The 19,313-nt window shown below is 51.0% G+C and carries 15 protein-coding genes and 1 pseudogene; 1 reads left to right on the plus strand and 15 read right to left on the minus strand.

Going from position 1 to position 19,313, the window contains the following annotated elements; all coding sequences use genetic code 11:
- The 10 genes and pseudogenes from K0T92_RS14630 to K0T92_RS14675 all read right to left on the minus strand — a co-directional run.
- Positions 1–325: pseudogene (locus K0T92_RS14630) on the minus strand (starch-binding protein); the annotation flags it as partial.
- 422 nt (positions 326–747) lie between these two features.
- Positions 748–1,296, minus strand: a complete 549-nt coding sequence (locus K0T92_RS14635; RefSeq protein ID WP_219873228.1) for an RNA 2'-phosphotransferase — start codon at positions 1,294–1,296, stop codon at positions 748–750.
- 398 nt (positions 1,297–1,694) lie between these two features.
- Complete coding sequence (locus tag K0T92_RS14640; protein WP_219873229.1) at positions 1,695–3,146, minus strand: transposase; 1,452 nt, start codon at positions 3,144–3,146, stop codon at positions 1,695–1,697.
- 614 nt (positions 3,147–3,760) lie between these two features.
- Positions 3,761–4,780: a galactose/methyl galactoside ABC transporter permease MglC gene (mglC, locus tag K0T92_RS14645; RefSeq protein ID WP_219873230.1), complete on the minus strand. Its 1,020-nt coding sequence runs from the start codon at positions 4,778–4,780 to the stop codon at positions 3,761–3,763.
- A gap of 19 nt (positions 4,781–4,799) precedes the next feature.
- On the minus strand, positions 4,800–6,317 hold the full coding sequence (locus K0T92_RS14650) for a sugar ABC transporter ATP-binding protein (RefSeq protein ID WP_219873231.1): 1,518 nt from the start codon (positions 6,315–6,317) through the stop codon (positions 4,800–4,802).
- 84 nt (positions 6,318–6,401) lie between these two features.
- On the minus strand, positions 6,402–7,439 hold the full coding sequence (locus K0T92_RS14655; RefSeq protein WP_246628172.1) for a galactose ABC transporter substrate-binding protein: 1,038 nt from the start codon (positions 7,437–7,439) through the stop codon (positions 6,402–6,404).
- 133 nt (positions 7,440–7,572) lie between these two features.
- Positions 7,573–8,571 (minus strand): substrate-binding domain-containing protein, encoded by a 999-nt coding sequence (locus tag K0T92_RS14660; RefSeq protein ID WP_219873232.1) that lies wholly within the window; start codon positions 8,569–8,571, stop codon positions 7,573–7,575.
- A complete protein-coding gene (locus K0T92_RS14665) occupies positions 8,568–10,565 on the minus strand; it encodes a cache domain-containing sensor histidine kinase (RefSeq protein WP_219873233.1) in 1,998 nt (665 codons plus the stop codon). The genes K0T92_RS14660 and K0T92_RS14665 overlap by 4 nt, the downstream gene beginning before the upstream one ends.
- 5 nt (positions 10,566–10,570) lie before the next feature.
- Positions 10,571–12,262: a response regulator gene (locus K0T92_RS14670; protein WP_219873234.1), complete on the minus strand. Its 1,692-nt coding sequence runs from the start codon at positions 12,260–12,262 to the stop codon at positions 10,571–10,573.
- Positions 12,263–12,385: 123 nt separating this feature from the next.
- Positions 12,386–12,664, minus strand: a complete 279-nt coding sequence (locus tag K0T92_RS14675) for a chorismate mutase (RefSeq protein ID WP_219873235.1) — start codon at positions 12,662–12,664, stop codon at positions 12,386–12,388.
- Between the two features lie 1,257 nt (positions 12,665–13,921).
- On the opposite strand from K0T92_RS14675, the gene K0T92_RS14680 reads away from it, so the two are divergent.
- Positions 13,922–14,500 (plus strand): hypothetical protein, encoded by a 579-nt coding sequence (locus tag K0T92_RS14680; RefSeq protein ID WP_219873236.1) that lies wholly within the window; start codon positions 13,922–13,924, stop codon positions 14,498–14,500.
- A gap of 80 nt (positions 14,501–14,580) precedes the next feature.
- Here the strand turns inward: K0T92_RS14680 and K0T92_RS14685 are convergent, their stop codons facing one another.
- From K0T92_RS14685 to K0T92_RS14705, 5 genes are all read right to left on the minus strand, one after another.
- The gene (locus K0T92_RS14685; RefSeq protein WP_219873237.1) at positions 14,581–14,769 is read right to left on the minus strand and encodes a hypothetical protein; all 189 of its coding nucleotides are present in this window, start codon (positions 14,767–14,769) and stop codon (positions 14,581–14,583) included.
- Between the two features lie 235 nt (positions 14,770–15,004).
- A complete protein-coding gene (locus K0T92_RS14690) occupies positions 15,005–15,211 on the minus strand; it encodes a hypothetical protein (RefSeq protein WP_219873238.1) in 207 nt (68 codons plus the stop codon).
- 113 nt (positions 15,212–15,324) lie between these two features.
- Positions 15,325–15,756 (minus strand): PaaI family thioesterase, encoded by a 432-nt coding sequence (locus tag K0T92_RS14695; protein WP_219873239.1) that lies wholly within the window; start codon positions 15,754–15,756, stop codon positions 15,325–15,327.
- Positions 15,753–17,483, minus strand: coding sequence for a long-chain-fatty-acid--CoA ligase (locus K0T92_RS14700; RefSeq protein WP_219873240.1), 1,731 nt, complete (start codon positions 17,481–17,483; stop codon positions 15,753–15,755). Before K0T92_RS14700 ends, K0T92_RS14695 begins: the two co-directional genes overlap by 4 nt.
- A 30-nt stretch (positions 17,484–17,513) precedes the next feature.
- Entirely contained in the window at positions 17,514–19,295 is a 1,782-nt protein-coding gene (locus tag K0T92_RS14705) for an acyl-CoA dehydrogenase family protein (protein ID WP_219873241.1), read from the minus strand.
- Positions 19,296–19,313: the final 18 nt, after the last annotated feature.

Genomic DNA, 19,313 nt, shown 5'->3' on the forward strand with positions numbered 1-19,313 from the left:
TATTACCAATTTGGAAGTTGGTTGGCTGATACAGAACCCACCATTTGCTTCCTTCCGTCAAAGCTTCCTTGCTCGCTTGAATCGGAGAAGTTTGAATCGATTTGTACCCTGCAGCTGCGATAGCTGGAAGGTTGCTCGTAATATTATCAAAGGACCAGTTCCATGCATGGAAGATGACCCCATCCTTCGTATTTGCCGGGAGACCATATTCCTCTCCTGCTGCTTGTACCGTGCTTTGCGGCACTACCGCTGACAAACTCAAAGCTTGCAGCAGCATAGCGGCAAACAGAACAATACTCCATGCTCTTGTTGCTTGTTTCTTCATACTAATTTCTCCTTTGCTTAATGAATGAACGCTCATGAATCCTGCTGTAAAAGTCAATTGCTATCTTTAAACAATTCGCGAAACGAAATGTATCCGCTTTCAAAAATTGTTCGAAAAAAAAGACTTTTACCGGCTTTTTTCTGACTATCACCTCCGAAAAGTCGTTTATACATATTTTACTAAAAATTCCCTTTTACTAGGAGTAAAACGTTTGCACAAACGTCAAAGTGATTGCATGAATATTATGTCATTCCATATTTACACTGTCAATTAATTGCTACTCACTGATGCATTAAAAAAATCTCATAATTCTCTCATTACATTCAGATTCATTATGCAGCCCGTGCAAAATGACCACAGGCTTCCATTTCTCACAAATAGAACCTCGAATGGCACAAGGGCCGTTCAAGGTTCTTAGGCATTTATACTGGATTGATTACAAAAATGTACTGTGGGGAGACATAGTCAGCCAACCAGATCGTATTGTTGCCCCTATAAAATTTCATTCCTTTCTTCCAGGCTTTTTCAGCATAAACACCCAGCAATACGGGCTTCGAATCCTTGCGCTTGCCGACCGTCATCGCCGTTTCTTTGTCAGCGGAGAGGTGTACATATTGCCTGCCCATAGGCTGCAATCCCGTCTTCACAATTTCCTCCAGCAGCGCTCTGGCGGTGCCATGATAAATCGTAGCAGGAGGGCACTCGGGAATCTTGCTAATTTTGTCCGGCACGGAATGACCGTATAAGGCTCTAATTTTACCACCCTCGATTTGATGCCGCTTCTTGTCTGAAGCCTCAATCATCGCCGCTAAATCAGATTCACCCACAGCTCCCCACTGGTTGTCCATGCACAAAGCGTGCAGAAGCTGATCGATCTCCACCCAGCCTTCCGGGTCCAGTTCCAGCTCATATTCCCACGGCGCATGTCTTAGTGCATAGGATACTTCTTTGCTTAGTCCGGAATAATCCATATTTTGTTCCTTCTTTCTAAATTTTCTAACGGATATCGGGTTTAAGTGATTCGGAATGAAAATCTTCTGCAGTATTCTCATATACAATATCAATGTTAATTCTGCCTGGGAAGTCCTCGGAGTTGTGGATGTGATGTTCTTCTTTAATGAAGTAACCCGATTGCCCTCATTCCAACTAAAATCCTATAAACCCGGTAGGCCATGCGAACCATCGAGCACTTCAAACTCGCTAGATTAGGAAGCAGATAGGGAAGGAAGTCAAGGAAGCCTGCACAAGTGCAGGAATTTCAGTTAAAAATGCCGTAGATAGCAAAATACCTGCGCGAAAAGTCGATTTCATAATGATGTTTGTTTAGAAGCAGAGCTTCGCTAACAGGTGATTTGCTAATTTTAAAAATTTACACAGCTTGCTTTTTTGCAGCACGGATATTTTGGTTTAAACGATCTAATCCGAGTTTGCAGACGTTGTACACCAGACAACTTAAATCGAGGTCGACCAAAGCACGCTTCTTTCTCTTTCGTGAGGAGCCCATTTCAAAGTAAAGTTTCAAATAGGCAAAGACACGCTCCACTGCAGTCCGTTGCTTAAAGAGCTCGGCGAACTTGGCGCTACCCCGACCGGGGGCCGTGTATTTCCGTACATTCTCTGCCATTTTCTTTTTAACCACCTTCTGACAACCTTGCCCTTGAAATGGACAACTCGCGCACTCCTTAGGCAACGTCCATTTTATCGTGTCGCGTTTCGCATCGTAACTGTCGTAACGGTAGGAGTGCCCTTGCTGACACTGTGGACGAAAATGCTTATCCATTCCTGCTGGCAACTCGCAGCGGTGAATGAGTGGGATGAGCCCGAATGCGCCTACGTCTCGAATCTGCTTGTACACCGGCTCGCCATCATAGCCTTTGTCCGCCAAGATATGCTTCACTTGCAGAGACGGAAACCGCTCTTTTAACCGTTTCAGTAGCACAATTGCTGGTCGCTGGTCACTCACATGACCCGAGCAGTTCACGCTTGTCACAATGTACTGACTTGCCGTGTCGACGAGCAGATTGACCTTATAACCGTACCAGAATTTCGTGTGCCGCTTTCCTCGGTGATCTCCCTTAGCCCCAACGCTGGCCCACTGAGGCAGATCGGCTATAAGTTCGTCGTAGCTGGCTGGCAGCATATTCGCAATCTCTCGCTCAAACAAGCTCAGTGAAGCCTCATACGCCTCCATCTGCTGGCGCCACGCCTCCTGTTCCGCTTTGGGCACACGACCGCGCTTGGCGCGTTTGGGCTTTAGGGGTTTGATGTTCTCCAGTGATCGGCATGATTCTTCGATGAGCAAAGCGGACGCTTCCCATTCAACGGTTGATGATTCTGCTTTCTCTGCCTTGGGTTTGTCGAGGTTCGGATTACGCTCGAAAGCTTCGATGTGTGAGGAATCCAACGCCAGCGTTTCTCCGGATAGAAAACCTTCCGTAATCGCCTGATCGACGATGAAATCCTGAATCTCTGCCAGAATATTTGTACGTTCAAGCTTGGTGATGAGGCGGGAAAAGGACGCTTCACTCGGAATCGGCTCGGAATCGGTAAAGCGGCAACAGGCTCGGAATTCCACATCCTTTCGCAGACGGTATATCAAATCTTTGGTGAAGCGAATGTGCTCCATTTTGCCAATGAACAAGGCGTAAATCATGGCACGAACATTCAAACGTTCCGGTCGTCCAAGTGGACTCCGTTTATTGATGGCGAGAAGGATTCGACTCATAGGTAACTCTTCTAAAACAACCGAATACTTCGATTCTGCCGACATTTTCATTAACTCATCGAAGGAAAATAAGCTTTGCTGTTGAATATGATACAAGGGAGTTCCTTCTTTCTCGCGTATTGGTGGGTAACCTAAACTTCGAGAATATGGGGAGGTACTCCTTTTTTTGTTGTCCTGAAACCCTGTTAGTATAAGGGGTTCTGTATTATGAAATCGACTTCGAATGCAGGAATAGGGGGCGGAATTAGCTGACAGAGGGGAAATCCGGCGAAATTCCTGCGCTTTGGCAGGCATTCGACCTTCAAGCAGGTCGGAACGAGCAAATTCCTGCGCTTTCGCAGGAATGATCTGCGATTACGGGATTGTTCCCCCCGGCAGGGGGTCTCCAGCCTCAGTTTCGCAGGATTCATCATAAGAGGCAACAGCCCTCAAAAGACGCTGAAGCGTTCGAGCTCGAAATGGGCTTCAACGATCAAACGCACACTCCAGCTCGAACAAACGGCTTCTCCTCTCAAATCACATATCCGCTCGAACCGCCCCGCCTATGCCACCCTAACCCGTACTCAAGCAGCATAAGAAACAGCAAAAAGAGAGAAAGCCGGATAACCCCGACCTTCCCTCAACCAAACTGCCACTCCAGTATCATTGAACATCCCCAAGCAGCTTCAACCGCTCAAAGAAGTCCAAATCCCGAGGCCGCAGCAGCAGCCTTATTTCTTCGCCAAATATTTGCGGATATCGAAGGCAACGGCGGCGACGATGATCAGCCCTTTAATAATCAGCTGCCAGTAAGGATTGACGCCGATATAGGTTAATCCGTAGTTGATTACGCCGAAGATCATAACACCGGCCATTACACCCGGCACCGTTCCGATCCCGCCTGCGGTTGACACACCGCCGACGACGCAAGCTGCAATCGCGTCCAGCTCATACATGTTGCCGTAGTTGTTCGTTGCTCCGCCGGTGCGCGCCGCTTCCAGTACGCCCGCCAGACCGTAGAGAGCGCCGGCGATGGAGTAAATATAGATCAGGTTGCGTCCGACACGAATGCCGGATACCTTCGCAGCCTGAATGTTGCCGCCGATGGCATACATGTTCTTGCCGAGCTGGGTTTTGTTGAAGATGACCCAGACAAGCGCTGCAACAGCAATTGCAATAACGACAATATACGGGATCGAATACTTGCCGTCCAGCCCGAAGTAGCCGCTTCCAAGCTCGGTGAAGTCCTTCCGCAAGCCCCCGATGGGCTGCGATTGGTTCGGCTCTGTATCGAAGTAGATCGAGTTGACGCCATAGACGATAACCATCGTTCCCAATGTCGCGATGAACGGCGGCACACTTAATTTCGCCACAATCACGCCGTTAATCAGACCTACAATCAAGCCTGCCAATATCGCCAGCGCGATCGGCACGATGATCGGCAGCTGCGGGAGATCAGGGAAAAATTTCTGCGGATATTCCGATAATTGCAGCATTGAAGCAGATATGACGGCCGTCAATCCGACGACCCGTCCGGCAGACAGGTCAACGCCGCCTGTAATCAGGATGAAAGCCGCACCAAGCGCAATAATAGCGCGTGTCGATGATTGCAGCAATATATCACGCAGCGTCGTTATCGCCAGAAAGCTCGGATCCGATAACGCAATGCCGATAATCAGCACGACAAGAACAACGTAGATGGCATTTTGAGTCAAGAAATTTTTAATAGCATTTGTGTTTGAGGCATTCATATCCGTGTTCCTCCTTCGTTCAGCGCTCGCGCTGTGCGGCTAACCGCATGATGTCTTCTTCCGTTGCAGTCCGGCCATCTACAACCCCCGATAACCGTCCCTCGCACATCACCATAATCCGGTCCGACATCCCAAGCAGCTCCGGCATTTCCGACGAAATCATAATGATGCTTTTGCCCTGCTTCGCCAGCTCTGCGATGATCGTATAAATCTCATATTTGGCGCCTACATCTATGCCCCGGGTCGGCTCATCCAGCATCAGAATATCCGGATCGGTCAGCAGCCATCTTGCCAGCAGCACCTTCTGCTGATTGCCGCCCGACAGGTTGCCGATCAACGTCTTGACAGACGGTGTTTTCACCCGAAACCGTTCAACATTATGCTCCGCATCAATCCGCGCCCTTCGCTCGTTCAGCAGCCCAATCCCATTCTGGTACTGGCTCAAGCTGGCGATAGAAGTATTCTCAAGCACCGATAGTACCGGGAAGATACCTGTCACCCGCCGTTCCTCCGTCAGCAGCGCAATGCCATGCTTCTTCGCAGCAACCGGTGACTTGATGCTGACCTTCTTCCCGTCCAGCTCAATGGCGCCGGACGCAATCGCCCTAAGCCCGAACAACGCTTCGATCAATTCTGTCCGCTGTGCGCCCACAAGTCCTCCGACCCCAAGAATCTCCCCCTTGCGAAGCTCGAAGGATACCTCCTTGAACGAATGCTGTTGCGGTGAGGTCAGCTTCTCCACGCGAAGCTTCACCTCGCCCGGCACATTGCTTCTCTCCGGGAAGCGCTGCGTCAGGTCACGTCCTACCATCCGTGTAATAATGATGTCTGTGGTCATCTCTTCAGCAGGCCATGTGCCGATCAGCTTGCCATCGCGCATAATCGTCACATCATCGGATATCCGCAATATCTCTTCCATCTTGTGCGAGATATAAATGATCGACACGCCGCGCGCCCGCAGCTTGTTAATGATCTTGAACAGCTGCTCCACTTCATTGCCCGTAAGGGAAGAAGTTGGCTCATCCATAACGATGACGCGCGCACGGTACGAGACAGCTTTGGCAATTTCTATCGATTGAACATTAGAGACCGAGAGCGTCCCTACCTTAACATGCGGATCTATCGTCATATCGAGCTCTGCGAGCAGCGCTTTCGTGTCCGCGAGCATTCTCTTCTCATCCACAAACTTAATCGGCCCTATCCCTTTAAGCGGGTACCGACCTAACCACACATTATCCATCACATTGCGAAAAGGGATCGGATGAAGCTCCTGATGAATCATCGAGACGCCATGCGCCAGCGCATCCTCGGAGCTGGCAATGCTGACCGTCTCGCCGTCCAGTACGATCTCTCCTCCATCAGGCTTATAGATGCCAAACAAGCATTTCATCAGCGTCGATTTGCCCGCACCGTTCTCGCCCATTAAGGCGTGAACAGTACCCGGCCGCACCTTCAAAGTGACATTGTCGAGCGCCTGCACACCTGGAAATGCTTTGGAAATGTGATTCATCTCAAGGATGAACGGATGGTTCGCCATCGCTTTCGCCCCCCGTATATACAGCAAAAAGCAAGGGGCAATGCAAGCTATTGCTCCCTTGCTTTCCGTTTGGAATAGTGATCCTTATTTCGCGTCGTTCATATTGTCCTTCGTAATTTTCTTATACTGAATCCATACATACTTGCCGTCTGTGATGTCATAGCCTGTGTTGTCCTTCGTCGGCGTCTCGCCTCTGGCCAGCACATTGGCGATTTCGAGCGTCGCTTTCCCTTGGTTCTTCGCATCGTTCAGCACAGTGCCGAGCAGTGTACCCTCTTCCAGCGCTTGAAGTGCAGGAGCCGTCGCGTCAACGCCAACTACCGGCATCACCTTATTGTCCTTGAAGTAGCCTGCGCTCTTCAGCGCCTCAACTGCGCCCAGCGCCATATCATCGTTGTTGGCAAGCACCGCTTCGATTTTGTCGCCATGCGCAGCGAGGAATGCAGCCATCTTCTCCTGGCCTTTAACACGGTCCCACATTGCAGTGTCTTCCGCCAGCTTCTCAACCTTAATGCCCGCATCCTCTATCGCCTTTACAGAGAACTTGGTGCGGAGCTCGGCATCCTGATGGCCTGGCTCGCCTTTGAGCATGACATATTGAAGAATGCCGTCGCCGTTCTTATCCATCGATTTGTTCGCGTTCCAGTTATCAACGAGTAGTTGGCCAGATAACGTTCCCGATTCCTCCGCTTTCGCGCCAACATAGTACACTTTATCCCATTTATCCATATCATCTGCAAGCGGTTGGCGGTTCAAGAATACCACCGGAATATCTGCTGCCTTCGCCTTGTCGATAATAACGCCCGCTGCTGTCCGGTCAACCGGATTGATCGCCAGCGCCTTAACCTTCTTATTAATAAACAGATCCACCTTATCGTTCTGTGTCGGTTGTGAATTCTGGCTGTCTACGATGTCGGCTTTTGCTTTGCCTGATGCTGCATCAGTAATGGCGTTCCGTACTCCAGTCATGAACGTATCGTCGAACTTGTAAATCGCCACACCGATAGTTGGTAAATCTCCATCCGATCCTCCGTTATTGCCCCCGTTGTCTTTGTTGGAACAACCCGCAGCCACTGCTGTAAGCATAATGCCTGTCAGAAGAATCGCCGTAAACTTTTTCAATTAAAACCCTCCCTTAATGTTTCAATTACTCTACTCGCTCGCATTCACACTCGTGATGTCCGCTAAAGTAATTATGTCCCATTATACGTAGGATTCGAATTCAAAATTCTCACCACTTCTATTAAAATTCTCATCACTTCACAAAAGGAAACAACAGCTTCTGATTATCCATCCAGAACATATTCTCTATATCTATCACCTTCGTAGGAATATCCACCCGCTCCGGAATCTCTTGGCCATCCATCGCTTCCGCCGCATGCTTGACGCCGAGATACCCCATACTGAACGGATTCTGCACAATTGTCCCATGCAGCTTACCGTCCTGCAGCAGCTCCAGCTGCTCCAGTGCGCTGTCGAACGCCACCATCTTAACAACCTGGCTCATTCCCCGCCGCTCTACCTCGCGCGCTGCGCCGATCGATGCCCCCCCGTTAAGCGCCACAATACCGTCAACCTCGCCCTTGTCCATCAGCACACCCGTTACCTCCTGGCAATATTCCGGACTCGACATGCAGTAGCGGTTATCCAGCACCTCAATGCCCGGCGCATGCTTGAACGCGTCCAGCAGTCCATGCACCCGCTGCTCCGTATTGCGGTCATCCTGCATAATGCTCAGAATGGCAACTTCTCCCCTGCCGTCCAGCAGCTCGATCATCTTCTTGCCGGCCTTCTGTCCGGCATCATAATTATTGCTCCCAATGAACGAGAGGACGTTATCGGACGTTAATTCCGTGTCGATCGCAATTACCGGAATACGGGCTTCGTCGATTACTTTGGACATCCCCGTATCATCGAGCGCAGCTACGATCAGCGCATCTGTTCCCTGCTTCAATGCGCTGCGAACCATCGCCAGCTGCCCCTCCACATCATCATCATTGTCCGGCGCAATAATCTGCAGCTGGACACCAAATTCCTTGGCCGCAGTCTCCGCGCCCTTCTGTACCGTATTCCAGAAATCACTATCCTTCTGGCGCAGCATGAGCGTGACATCGCGGCTCTGGTCCTCCCCTTGAGGCGAATTCGACCGAAAGTAATTCATCGCCGAAGGGAAGATCAGCAGCAGCACAATAATAATCGCCGCAATTGCCGCCACCCCGGCAAAACCGTATCCCAGCTTGCCCGCGTATCTCATCGAACCTCCCCCTCTCCCTCTCCGGCTTGAGGCAAGTTAAGCGCATTCGCCCCTTGTGCAGCGGCGGGCATTCGAGGGATCTCGATCGTAACGGTCGTCCCTTCCTCCTGCTCACTCTCATACGTCAACCCATACTCCTCGCCAAAATAAATCCGTATCCGCTCCTGCACATTATGAACGCCAACGCCAGAGCCTGAATAGCTGACACTATCCCGTCCGGGCGCAGCGTTCCCGCGCTCAGTACTGTTTGTCCGGTCCATCCCACCGCTATCCTTGCCATCCGCGCTTATTCCCGCAGTCCCCGCGCCCTTGCCATCCGCGCTTATGCCCGCAGTCCCCGCGCCTTCGGCAACCCCGGCAACTCCGGCAGCCCCGACTGCTCCGGAGGCTTCGACTGCTCCGGCAATTCCGCTGCCGCGGCGGAATGTTCCGGCAATAATCTCTGCGAGCTTCTGCGGTGACATGCCAAGTCCATTGTCACGAATCGTGAACCGCACCCGATTATTCACAGCTTCCGCGCGCACTTCAATACAGCCCTCATCCACCATCCGCTCGATGCCGTGAATGATCGCATTCTCGATAATGGGCTGGAGAATCAGCTTAATCGTAGTACAGGCCAGCACTTCCTCGTCAGCCTCAATCGTGAAATTGAATTTATTTTTGAAACGAATCTGCTGGATCGTCAAATAATGCCGCGCATGCTCCAGCTCCTCAGCAACCGTCACGATCGTCTGCCCTTTATTCAGGCTGATGCGGAACAGCTTCGACAAGGAGGTAATCGTCTTGATAATGTCCTCATTCTTGCTCATGCCCACCATCCGCACGACCGAATTGAGCGTGTTATACAGAAAATGCGGATTGATTTGCGCCTGCAGCGCCTCAAGCTCATACTTGCGCTTCGCTTCCTGCTCCAGCACAATCTGATTCATCAGCGCCTTGATCTTGGCCATCATCAGATTGTAGCGCTGCGACAGCCGCTCCACCTCAAGTGCGCCGCGCACCTCCACGCCCGTGTTGAAATCCCCCCGCTCCACCGTCTTCATCGCCTTCTCCAACTGTTTGATCGGACGTGAAATACGCGCAGACATAATGGCCGAGATCACCACGACGAGCAGGAGCACAATAAGCAGCACCCTGAGCATATAGTCATTGACCTCCTGTTTGGAAGTCATAACCTCATCCATATAAGAAACACCGACGACCTTCCATCCGATGTTGTTTACCGTCTTGATTGTAATAAGCCTGTCCTCGCCTGTTGAATCATCGATATAGTTGCCGTACGCATACTTCAGGGCAGGCTCCACATTCTCGTATTTCAAACCGATATAAATAAGCTGCTGCTGGGGATGATAAACAATATTGCCTGCCGAATCGTCGATAATATACACATAGCCCTTCTTCCCAAGGCTGACCCGCTGGCATAATTCATCGATCTTCTTGAAGTTGACATCGACCAGCAGCACCGCATTCGTCTGCACGCCATTGTGCATAAGGGTAATGCCTTTACTCATGGAAACGACCCATCTGTAGGAGCCGCGGTATATATTCTGGATATGAGGGAGAGAAAAACTGAGGTGATTAGGCGTCTCCACAGCAGATTTGAACCAATTCTGCTCGGTGAGCTTAATGGTGGAGCGGATTTCCTGCATCGGGTGGTTCGTAAGCAGCTCGCCACTGTCCGTGAACAGGGAGAGCGAGATAATGTCCTCCCGAGTCCGCATAATGGTGTCCAGTTCACTTAGGAACGTATCTTGATCAATAGCCTCGCTATTCTTGATCGTTCCATCAATCACCTTGAACACCTCGGTCATGCCGCGCACATAATCCTCCAGATTATAGCTGACCTGCTCCACAATCTGCTGCGTGCTGACAATCGCGCTCTGCTCCTCGGTCGTCGAGAATTTATCATAGAGAAGCAGGCCTAGCAGGCTGATCACAATAACGGAGAACAAGCTGAATGAAGCAGTAATAATGAACTGAATGCTTTTTCTCATGGCGTCTAATCCTCTTTGGACCGATTTCTGTACTCTTTGGGAGATATGCCAACCTGCTTCTTGAAGCAAAAGCTAAAATAATTAGGATCCCCGAACCCGACCTGCTCCGCAATCTCGAATGCTTTGAGCTCCGTTGTCCGCAGCAGCCGCTGAGCGGCTTCCATCCGAATATTCATCAAATAGCTGACGAAGGTCAGCTTCACTTCCTTCTTGAACACACTGCTGAAGTAGCCCGCGCTTATATGCAGATGACCGCACACTTTGTTGACCGAAATATCACTGTCCGTATAATTCGCCTTCGTATAATCGATCGCTTGCTGGACAAGCTGCTTGTATGAATGCTGCCTGCTGCACGTAATATGCTGCACCAGCTTGATGCACAGCGAGGCGAACCATTCTCTGGCCGCCTGCAGGCTGTCCAGCTTCATAAGATCAGTGAAGATCATATTGCCGCCGCCCATAATATCATCCAGATCCGCATCGGCATCCTTTGCCGCCCGCAATACAGCAGTGAGCAGCTCCAGCATGAATACCTGATAATCCTTGTAGGAGGCATGGACTTGCCCGATTTCATCGAACAGCGCGTTGACCGCTTCCCGCATCTCCTCCTCCGTCCCCACCTTCATGCATCTGACGAGCGCCTGCTCCTTCAGCTCATCGAATCGCAGCTTGTTCACAAAACGCCGCTCGACATCGCCGATGAAAATAATCCGGTTGCCTCCCTGAACAATACGGTAATCAAGCGCATGCAGCGCATCGTTATAACCGTTCTTAAGCTCGGCAAGCTCAGTCACCGGGGCGCCTACGCCAATAGTAACAGTCAGCTTGAGCCACCGCTCAATATGATGCACTGTCTCCTGCAATACACTTAGCGTCTCCTGAAGAACCGCTTCCAAATCATCCCGTTCACTAATCGTAAGCAGAATAACATGATTCTGATAGATGAAGGCCTTGCCCATGGCCTGCTTCACCCACAGCTCCTCCGCAATATTCAACACAGCGAACAGCTTCAGGTCAATATCGCCGGAGGAGCGCAGCGAGCCTTCGCTCTGCTGCGGGCCCCCGTTCCCGCTCTCGCCCCCGCTTCCACTTCCGTTTCCGTTCCCACCTGCTGCCCCTGCCGCATTTTGCTGAAGAGTAATCGCCGATACAATGTAGCATCGTCCCGTAAGCTGCAGACCGTAGCTGCGTGCTTTCTCTTCGATCTGCCAGATCGGGAGCTTCCGCGACAGCAGGGAGGCAAGGAAAGTCTCGCGCATGACCGGAAGGCTTGTCCGGTAATGCTCCCTGAGCAGCTCCATATCTTCACGGCGGGCTGCCTCCGCGTCGATCCGTTCCTTGACCTTGTGCAGCACCTGCACAATCTGGCTCCCGTCGAACGGCTTCAATACATATTCATCCACATCGAGCTTGATCGCTCTTTGGGCATATTCGAACTCCTCGTAGCCTGAGATCAGTACAATTCTCGTCGCAGGATAGGTGCTGCGAATCCAATCCGACAGCGCAAGCCCGTCCATGAACGGCATGCTAATATCTGTCAGTACGACATCCGGCTCATGCCGCTCGATCAGTTCCATCGCTTCCCTGCCGTTCTCAGCCGTGTCCACAATGTCGAAGCCGTAACGATTCCAATCGATTTCGTGCAGAAGCCCTTCCCTTACATCGGCTTCGTCATCAACAAGCAGCAGCTTGTACATGTAAGCGCCTCCTTCACGAACCTATCACATCAGACCCATTATACATCCAATTTTGGTTTTGTAAAAAAATAAAAAAAGAGCCAGAAAGCTTCTGCTTCAGCTCCCTGACCCTTACCTATCCCATTATCCCTTGCTAATAAGCTCCCGCTGCAAATTCGAGTACTCGTCAAAAATCTGCTGAAAAATCGTTCTGATCATTCCATCCGTGAGCAATCCGTTATTCCTGCTGCACAGGCTGCGGAGAATAAGCTCTTCTCTCTCGGGATCAAACACCTGCATCCCTATCTCCTGTTTGGCCTTGCCGATCTCGATCACAATCTCCGCGCGTTTGTTCAATATAGTTAATAGCTCATCGTTAATAGCATCTATCTGCACTCTGAGCTGGTTTAATTTGTCTGACATGACTTAGCTCCTCTTACTGTTATTTGATAGGCCTCTCTATTACGGCCAACTCTATCATTGTAACATATATCGAGGTTTCCCAGAGCGATTCTGTCATTCTAATCTTGATTCTTGATCAGCCAGTGGAATACAACGAATAACGTGCCGGAGCGCTCCACAGTAATATTGCGATTGACATTGTGTCAGCAGAAAGAGTGGAAGAGAAAGTGCAGCAGGTATGAGTGAGTGAGTGAGTGTATGTGTATGTGTATGTATGTGTATGTGTATGTGTATGTGTGCATGTGTGCGTATGTGTGCATCTGAATGTTTGTATGAAATAGTAAAGTAATATTCCTGCGTAAGCGCAGGCATTTTAGTCGAAATAGGCCCCTAGTGGACAAACACATGCGATTGTGCAGGAATTATGAGTGGAAATCAGTCTTTTGAGATAAATTCGGTGAAATACCTGCGCTTTGGCAGGCTTTTCAACTTGGGCAGCCTCGAACGGAAGAAAGCCTGCTCTTTCGCAGGCATGTTCGCCGTTTAGAGAATCGCTGCCCTCGGCAAGAGGCATTTCAACAGTCAGAGGAGAGTGGCCCTCTCCTCGAACCATACCCTCTCCATCTCAATCTCCATCTCCATCTCCATCTACATCTACATCTCCATCTACATCTACATCTACATCTACATCTACATCTACATCGCTATCTCCATCTCTACCATGACAGCCAGCCGTAGGTCTTATAATCATGCGGAACAATCGTATAATACTCTTCTTGAAGCATTCTGTCTTTCATTCTGCGTCGGAACGTTCTTTGCGTGATGTTTCGAATAAACTTGCTTTCATGCCCATAGCAGTGCTTGGTGCGACGGTGATTACGATAGCTGTAAAGCTTCTTCAATCGTGGATAGAGCCTCTTTTTCTTATCAAACATTTCATATCCCTGGCACACCCTTTATATTTGCCTGCAAGCAGGCAGGAAGCAGCGTACCTAGAGGTCGATCATATAAGGTCCAAGCATATTCCCGACTCCATTCCAATAAATTTGATTTCCTATATATTACAATAAAAACTGGAATATGATAATTTCCATCCCACATGCCCTCCACAAAATAATAGCCAGCTCTGTCCCCCCACATGCAACTTAATAAACTTTCGCTCCGTTAACTATATTGGGAATAATTAGATATGGTCTAAAGAAAAGCATATTACTGCTGCTTCGTGATAATTATTGCGGGCATGCGATTGCAAGCATACATTGGGAGGTGGAGAAAAGAATGTCCTGGTCCAAAATCATGCGGGTCCTTATCACATTTGCATTTGTAATTCTGCTCGTCTATTGCTGGTTGTTCTATCAGGAGCGAGCTGCTAACACAAGAAATTTCCAAACCTTTTCTTCCAGCTTCTATAATAAGGTCGATTCCCTCGTCCTCACGATAGACAAATTACTTGAGGGTGGAAACAGCGGTCTTGCCTCCCGTCTCAATGAATTGGAGAACAAGCTGATTAAAACCGACCTTACCCTTTATCAGGGCTACTCCTTCTTGAACGATTCGATTTATTACAGCACCTATTTTGAGATGCTGAACAATATGATACATGGCATTCATGCAGACGGCCCCGCAACCAAAGTGGTTATTCCTCCCTTCGATGAGGATAGCCGTCTCGATGAAAGCGAGATCAATTATCTGAAGCTGATGAGGGATCAACTGAACGGGATCAGGCAAGCCATGCTCGATAAAGCAACGGGGCAGGCCAGAGGTGACATTGGCATTAATGAATTCAATGAAATATTAAAGCCGATAACCATTGAGGATATTTATAGTTTCTATCGTAAAGCACAGGAGATGAAGTGATCGCCACAGCAAGCAAGCACATAATAACAACAAAAAAGCCTTGTCCCCATACGAACGGGCAAGGCAGATATTTAACCTATTCAGCTAACCGAAGACCTAAGTTTCCCCAGCTCATATTCGACCAGCGTTGTAAGTTCGTCTTCATATCCGCCCATGATCCGGTATTTACGGATATAATCCTTGACGAACTTGCGTGGGTCCTTGGGTTGAAAAATTCTCGTTAGTTCCGTTAGGCTTTCCTTGACTTCATTATGGCCGCGTTTAGCCATGAAATCCCCTCCCTATCATCGGTTGGTGGTCCTAGACATTCATGTACGAGAACGCGAACGAGTTGTATGCCGTCCGCTACTACCCTTCAAGCAAAGCAAGCAATAGAACTGAACAAGGCGACTGCATCCATCATTGAAGCCATATAGAATTTTCTCATTTGTTTCATTTGTCAGTCAATTATAACATTTCTGAAGCTAAGATAAAAGCGAACACAATCTATATTTTCCTAAAAGATCATTCGTTGTCGGTATCTGTCAATTGGGCGCCATTAGCGGGCCGCTCTTCGGAATGTTCGGAGACTGTCGGTGCGGGTTCCTGCATCTGCGGGCGGGAAGTAGACCAAGCGCTGTTCTTATACATCCGCAAGTAAGCCATAACCCCGACTATCGCAACAAGAATGCCAAATGCAATGACACAGATCGTTACCCATGGACTAACCACATGCAGCCCCTCCCTCACCCGTTAGATTTTCCAATATGGCCTAAGTATAGGGGAAATAGAGAACGCTTTCAATGTTATAGGCCATCTGATACAGAATTGTAACAATGTCATATTCACTTAATACGTCGAAATGAACCGCTGCCCCAAGCCAGCAAATCCCCCTCATCTCCAAACACGCTTCCCTGCAGTGTCAAAGTCCGGTTCGCGCGGTGAATCAGCTCGGCTTCACAGGTGATAATACCGGCACTCTCGCTTTTCAAATAGTTAATATTCATCTGCGCCGTTACTGTCTTCTCATCCGGGCAAGATTGAACGACAACCAATCCCATTGCATTATCGATCAAAGTGGCGATGACGCCGCCGTGAACAAGGCCGAACAGGTTCAAATGATGGGGGCGCACCTCCAGGCAGATAACGGCTTTGCCCTTCTCAGCCCTTACGACCTCACAGCCGATATATCCCCAGAACGTTGTCTTCGCATCCTCCCCCAGCCGCATCAAGCTCCCCGACTGATCAGCCTGCTCCTTGAACCATTGCTCCTTCATGTCTTATCCTCCTTCCCGCTCCGGATGTCTTCAGAGAGCTCCTCTTCCTGAAGCTTGCGGCGCAGCACCTTGCCGATCATCGACATCGGAAGCTCATCGCGGAAGACATAGTAATGAGGGACCTTAAAAGCAGCCAGCCGGTCGCGGCACCAGCGATCAAGCTGCATATGGGATACCTTCGAACCGCCCCGCAGCACGATAAACGCTTTAACCGTCTCCCCCCGGTAGAGATCCTTCACGCCTATGACTGCTGCATGCTGAACACCCGGATGCTCATAAAGCACCTCCTCCACCTCTCGCGGATACACGTTGAAGCCGCCTGCAATAATGACATCCTTCATCCGGTCTACAATGGTGAAGAAGCCGTCCTCATCCATAATCGCCAAATCCCCGGTGTGCAGCCACCCGTCTCTTAATACGCTTGCTGTTTCCTGAGGCCGGTTCCAATATCCCCGCATGACCTGCGGTCCCGAAATCGCAAGCTCCCCCATCATGCCCGCCGGCAGCGTTTCTCCTGTCACCGGATCAACAATGCGAGCGTCGGTCCCGGGAAGCGGGAGGCCGATCGTGCCGATTCTGCGAGCCGCCCATATCGGGTTGGCGTGCGTGACCGGAGAAGCTTCCGTCAGTCCATAGCCTTCGACAAGCCGTCCCCTCGTCACTGCCTCGAATCTCTCCTGCACATCAAGCGGCAGCGGAGCAGCACCGCTGACACACACTTCAATCGATGATAAATCATATTTATTCACATCTCTGTGATTCATGAGTGCAATATACATGGTGGGGGCCCCGGGAAAAACAGTTGGCTTCAGCTTCCGTATCGCCTGCAGCACAGCTTCCGCCTCGAATCGCGGCAGCAAAATAAGCGTGCCTGCGCGCATAACCGATTGATTCAGCAGCACCGTCAGCCCAAACACGTGGAAGAGCGGCAGAGCAGCCAGAAATTTCTCGCAGCCGTCCTTCATCCTGTAGCACCATAGCGCTGTCTGCACCGTATTGGCAATTAAATTGCGGTGGGTGAGCATGACCCCCTTGGGCAATCCCGTTGTTCCACCCGTGTACTGCAGAATGGCGATATCTTCCGCCGGATTGACAGTGGTCTCCGCAGGCAGCGGCGGGGCACTGCCGAGAAGCTTGCGATACGAGGACACGCCGTATTGCCCGTAAGGAACAACGGGATGATGGCCCTCCCTCCGCTGCTTGATGGGATAGAGCATATTTAATGGAAAGGGGAGGGCATCCTTGATCGAGGTCACGATAACATGACACAGCTGCGGAATCGGCCCCTGCTCCGGCACCTCCCCCCTCACCCTCGCAATGCGGGGATAGAGCAGATCCAATGTTACGATAGCGCGTGCGCCGCAATCGCACAGCTGATGCTCCAGCTCACGCTCCACATACAGCGGATTTGTCATCACAACGACGGCTCCGGCAAGCAGGGCGCCAAAATACGCAATGACCGTCTGCGGACAGTTCGGCAGCATAATGGCCACCCGGTCCCCCTTGGCGATTCCCATCAGTTGAAGCCCTGCTGCCATCCGCTGCGCGGAGGCCAGCAGGCTGCGGTATGATGTCTTTTTGCCGTAGAATAGAAGTGCGTCATGCTCCGGATAAGCTGCGGCAGCTTGCAGCAGCAGATCAGCAACCCCCATGTCCGGAACATCTGCCATTGGCGAGACCTCGTGCGGGTATTGCCCGTGCCACGCCCTCCCTTGCGGTTGCTCCATATCCCTCTCCCCTATCTGCGTGACGCAGCTTCATACATACTGTTCGTTGCGAATAACACGCGAGGCAATGCTTCTTCTCAAGGCAATGGTATCGACAAGCGGAGCGCGCATCAGCTTCTTCAGAACAGACAGCTGCGTTTGCAGCGCATCCCCTTCCTCCAAAGCTGCGAGCGCCGCTCTCGCGTCATGCTCGATCTGCCCCATCGCTTCCTGCACGAATACGATCGTCATCTCGGCGGCATGCTGTGCCTGGACGGAGCCGCCCTCGGGGCGGAGCAGCATTTTGCGGGTACGGAGATTAGCGCTTTCCATGGCGAAGATCGCGATCATCATATCGGCAAGCAGACAGAGCATCTCCTGCTGCTGCTCAAGAGCGAGTCCGTACTTCTGAACGGCGAGACCGCCTATGGCAAGGAAGGTCTTCTTCGCCTGCGCGATGCGATAGGTTTCTTTGCTCAGCGGCTGGTCGAATGGCGGCAGAGGCATCGGCTGGAGCAGCTCGGCCTGCAGCTGCCGCGCCTTGCGCAGCAGCGGGACCTCTCCCTTGAGCGCCTTCTTCATCAGCGTGGTTGGAATAAGCATCCGGTTTATTTCATTCGTTCCTTCAAAAATCCGGTTAATGCGGGCATCCCGGAAAATCCGCTCAATTTTGTAGTCCTTGATATAGCCATAGCCGCCATGAATTTGCACACCCTCGTCCACGATAAAATTCAGCGCCTCGGTCGCGAACACCTTATTGATAGAGCATTCCAGCGCATATTCACTGATTGCTTTCGCGGTTGCAGCGCCGGAATCCGCAGCTGCGTCCTCATTGAGAGTCCCCAGCATCTCATCAATCCAGCCCGCTGTACGGTATACCATGCTCTCCGTTACATAAGTCAGTATATTCATGCTCGCCAGCTTCGCTCCAATGAGCGGGAATGAAGCAATTGCCCGGCCGAACTGCTTGCGGGTGTTCGCATACTTCGATGCAAGGGCAATCGTTTCTTTGCCCGTTCCGACACAGCCTGCCGCCAGCTTGATCCGTCCGATATTGAGAATATTGAACGCGATCAGATGCCCCTTGCCCACTTCGCCCAGAACATTCTGCACAGGAACATGAACATCATCGAAGAAGAGCGGACAGGTGGATGAGCCTTTGATGCCCATCTTATGCTCCTCAGGGCCGATACTGAACCCCGGTATGTCCCGCTCCACGATAAAAGCGGTAAAATAATCGCCGTCAACCTTGGCATAGACGATAAACAGATCGGCGAAGCCCGCGTTCGTAATATAAAGCTTGGAGCCGCTGAGCACATAATGCTGGCCGTCCGGCGACAAGCGGGCCGTTGTCCTCGCTCCCAGCGCATCCGACCCGGATGCAGGCTCAGTCAGACAATAAGCGGCAATCCGCTGACCGGATGCAAGGTCTGGCAGGTAACGCTGCTTCTGATCGGCCGTACCGAAGAATACAATCGGCAGCGTACCGATGCCGACATGCGCGCCTACAGACAAGGCGAATGACGAAGCTGTCGCCAATGTCTCCGTCAGCAGTATCGTGCTTACCTTGTCAAGACCGATCCCTCCATAAGCCTCCGGCACATCGCCCCCAAGCAATCCAAGCTCTCCCGCCTTGCGCATGAGCTCTGTTGTAAGGGTGTAATCGAGCGCTTCGAGCTCGGCATCGCGGGGCAGAATCTCACCGGCGATAAAGGCCTCCGCCGCCCCCGCGATCATGCGCTGCTCCTCCGTGAAATCCTCCGGCGTAACGATGGCCTCGGGATTCATCTCCTCAACAACAAAACGTCCGCCCCATCGGTTCGTCCCCGTCATGATGTCCGCTCCTCTCTG

It is taken from the genome of Paenibacillus oenotherae, from assembly GCF_019443105.1.
In the GTDB taxonomy this organism is placed as follows: domain Bacteria; phylum Bacillota; class Bacilli; order Paenibacillales; family Paenibacillaceae; genus Paenibacillus_Z; species Paenibacillus_Z oenotherae.

Excerpts from the sequence above, each read along its gene's own strand:
- K0T92_RS14665 (WP_219873233.1), bottom strand. The coding sequence starts at position 10,565 with ATGAGAAAAAGCATTCAGTTCATTATTACTGCTTCATTCAGCTTGTTC.
- K0T92_RS14680 (WP_219873236.1), top strand. The coding sequence starts at position 13,922 with ATGTCCTGGTCCAAAATCATGCGGGTCCTTATCACATTTGCATTTGTA.
- K0T92_RS14705 (WP_219873241.1), bottom strand. The coding sequence starts at position 19,295 with ATGACGGGGACGAACCGATGGGGCGGACGTTTTGTTGTTGAGGAGATG.
- K0T92_RS14675 (WP_219873235.1), bottom strand. The coding sequence starts at position 12,664 with ATGTCAGACAAATTAAACCAGCTCAGAGTGCAGATAGATGCTATTAAC.
- K0T92_RS14670 (WP_219873234.1), bottom strand. The coding sequence starts at position 12,262 with ATGTACAAGCTGCTGCTTGTTGATGACGAAGCCGATGTAAGGGAAGGG.
- K0T92_RS14685 (WP_219873237.1), bottom strand. The coding sequence starts at position 14,769 with ATGGCTAAACGCGGCCATAATGAAGTCAAGGAAAGCCTAACGGAACTA.
- K0T92_RS14695 (WP_219873239.1), bottom strand. The coding sequence starts at position 15,756 with ATGAAGGAGCAATGGTTCAAGGAGCAGGCTGATCAGTCGGGGAGCTTG.
- K0T92_RS14700 (WP_219873240.1), bottom strand. The coding sequence starts at position 17,483 with ATGGAGCAACCGCAAGGGAGGGCGTGGCACGGGCAATACCCGCACGAG.
- mglC (WP_219873230.1), bottom strand. The coding sequence starts at position 4,780 with ATGAATGCCTCAAACACAAATGCTATTAAAAATTTCTTGACTCAAAAT.
- K0T92_RS14650 (WP_219873231.1), bottom strand. The coding sequence starts at position 6,317 with ATGGCGAACCATCCGTTCATCCTTGAGATGAATCACATTTCCAAAGCA.
- K0T92_RS14660 (WP_219873232.1), bottom strand. The coding sequence starts at position 8,571 with ATGAGATACGCGGGCAAGCTGGGATACGGTTTTGCCGGGGTGGCGGCA.
- K0T92_RS14635 (WP_219873228.1), bottom strand. The coding sequence starts at position 1,296 with ATGGATTATTCCGGACTAAGCAAAGAAGTATCCTATGCACTAAGACAT.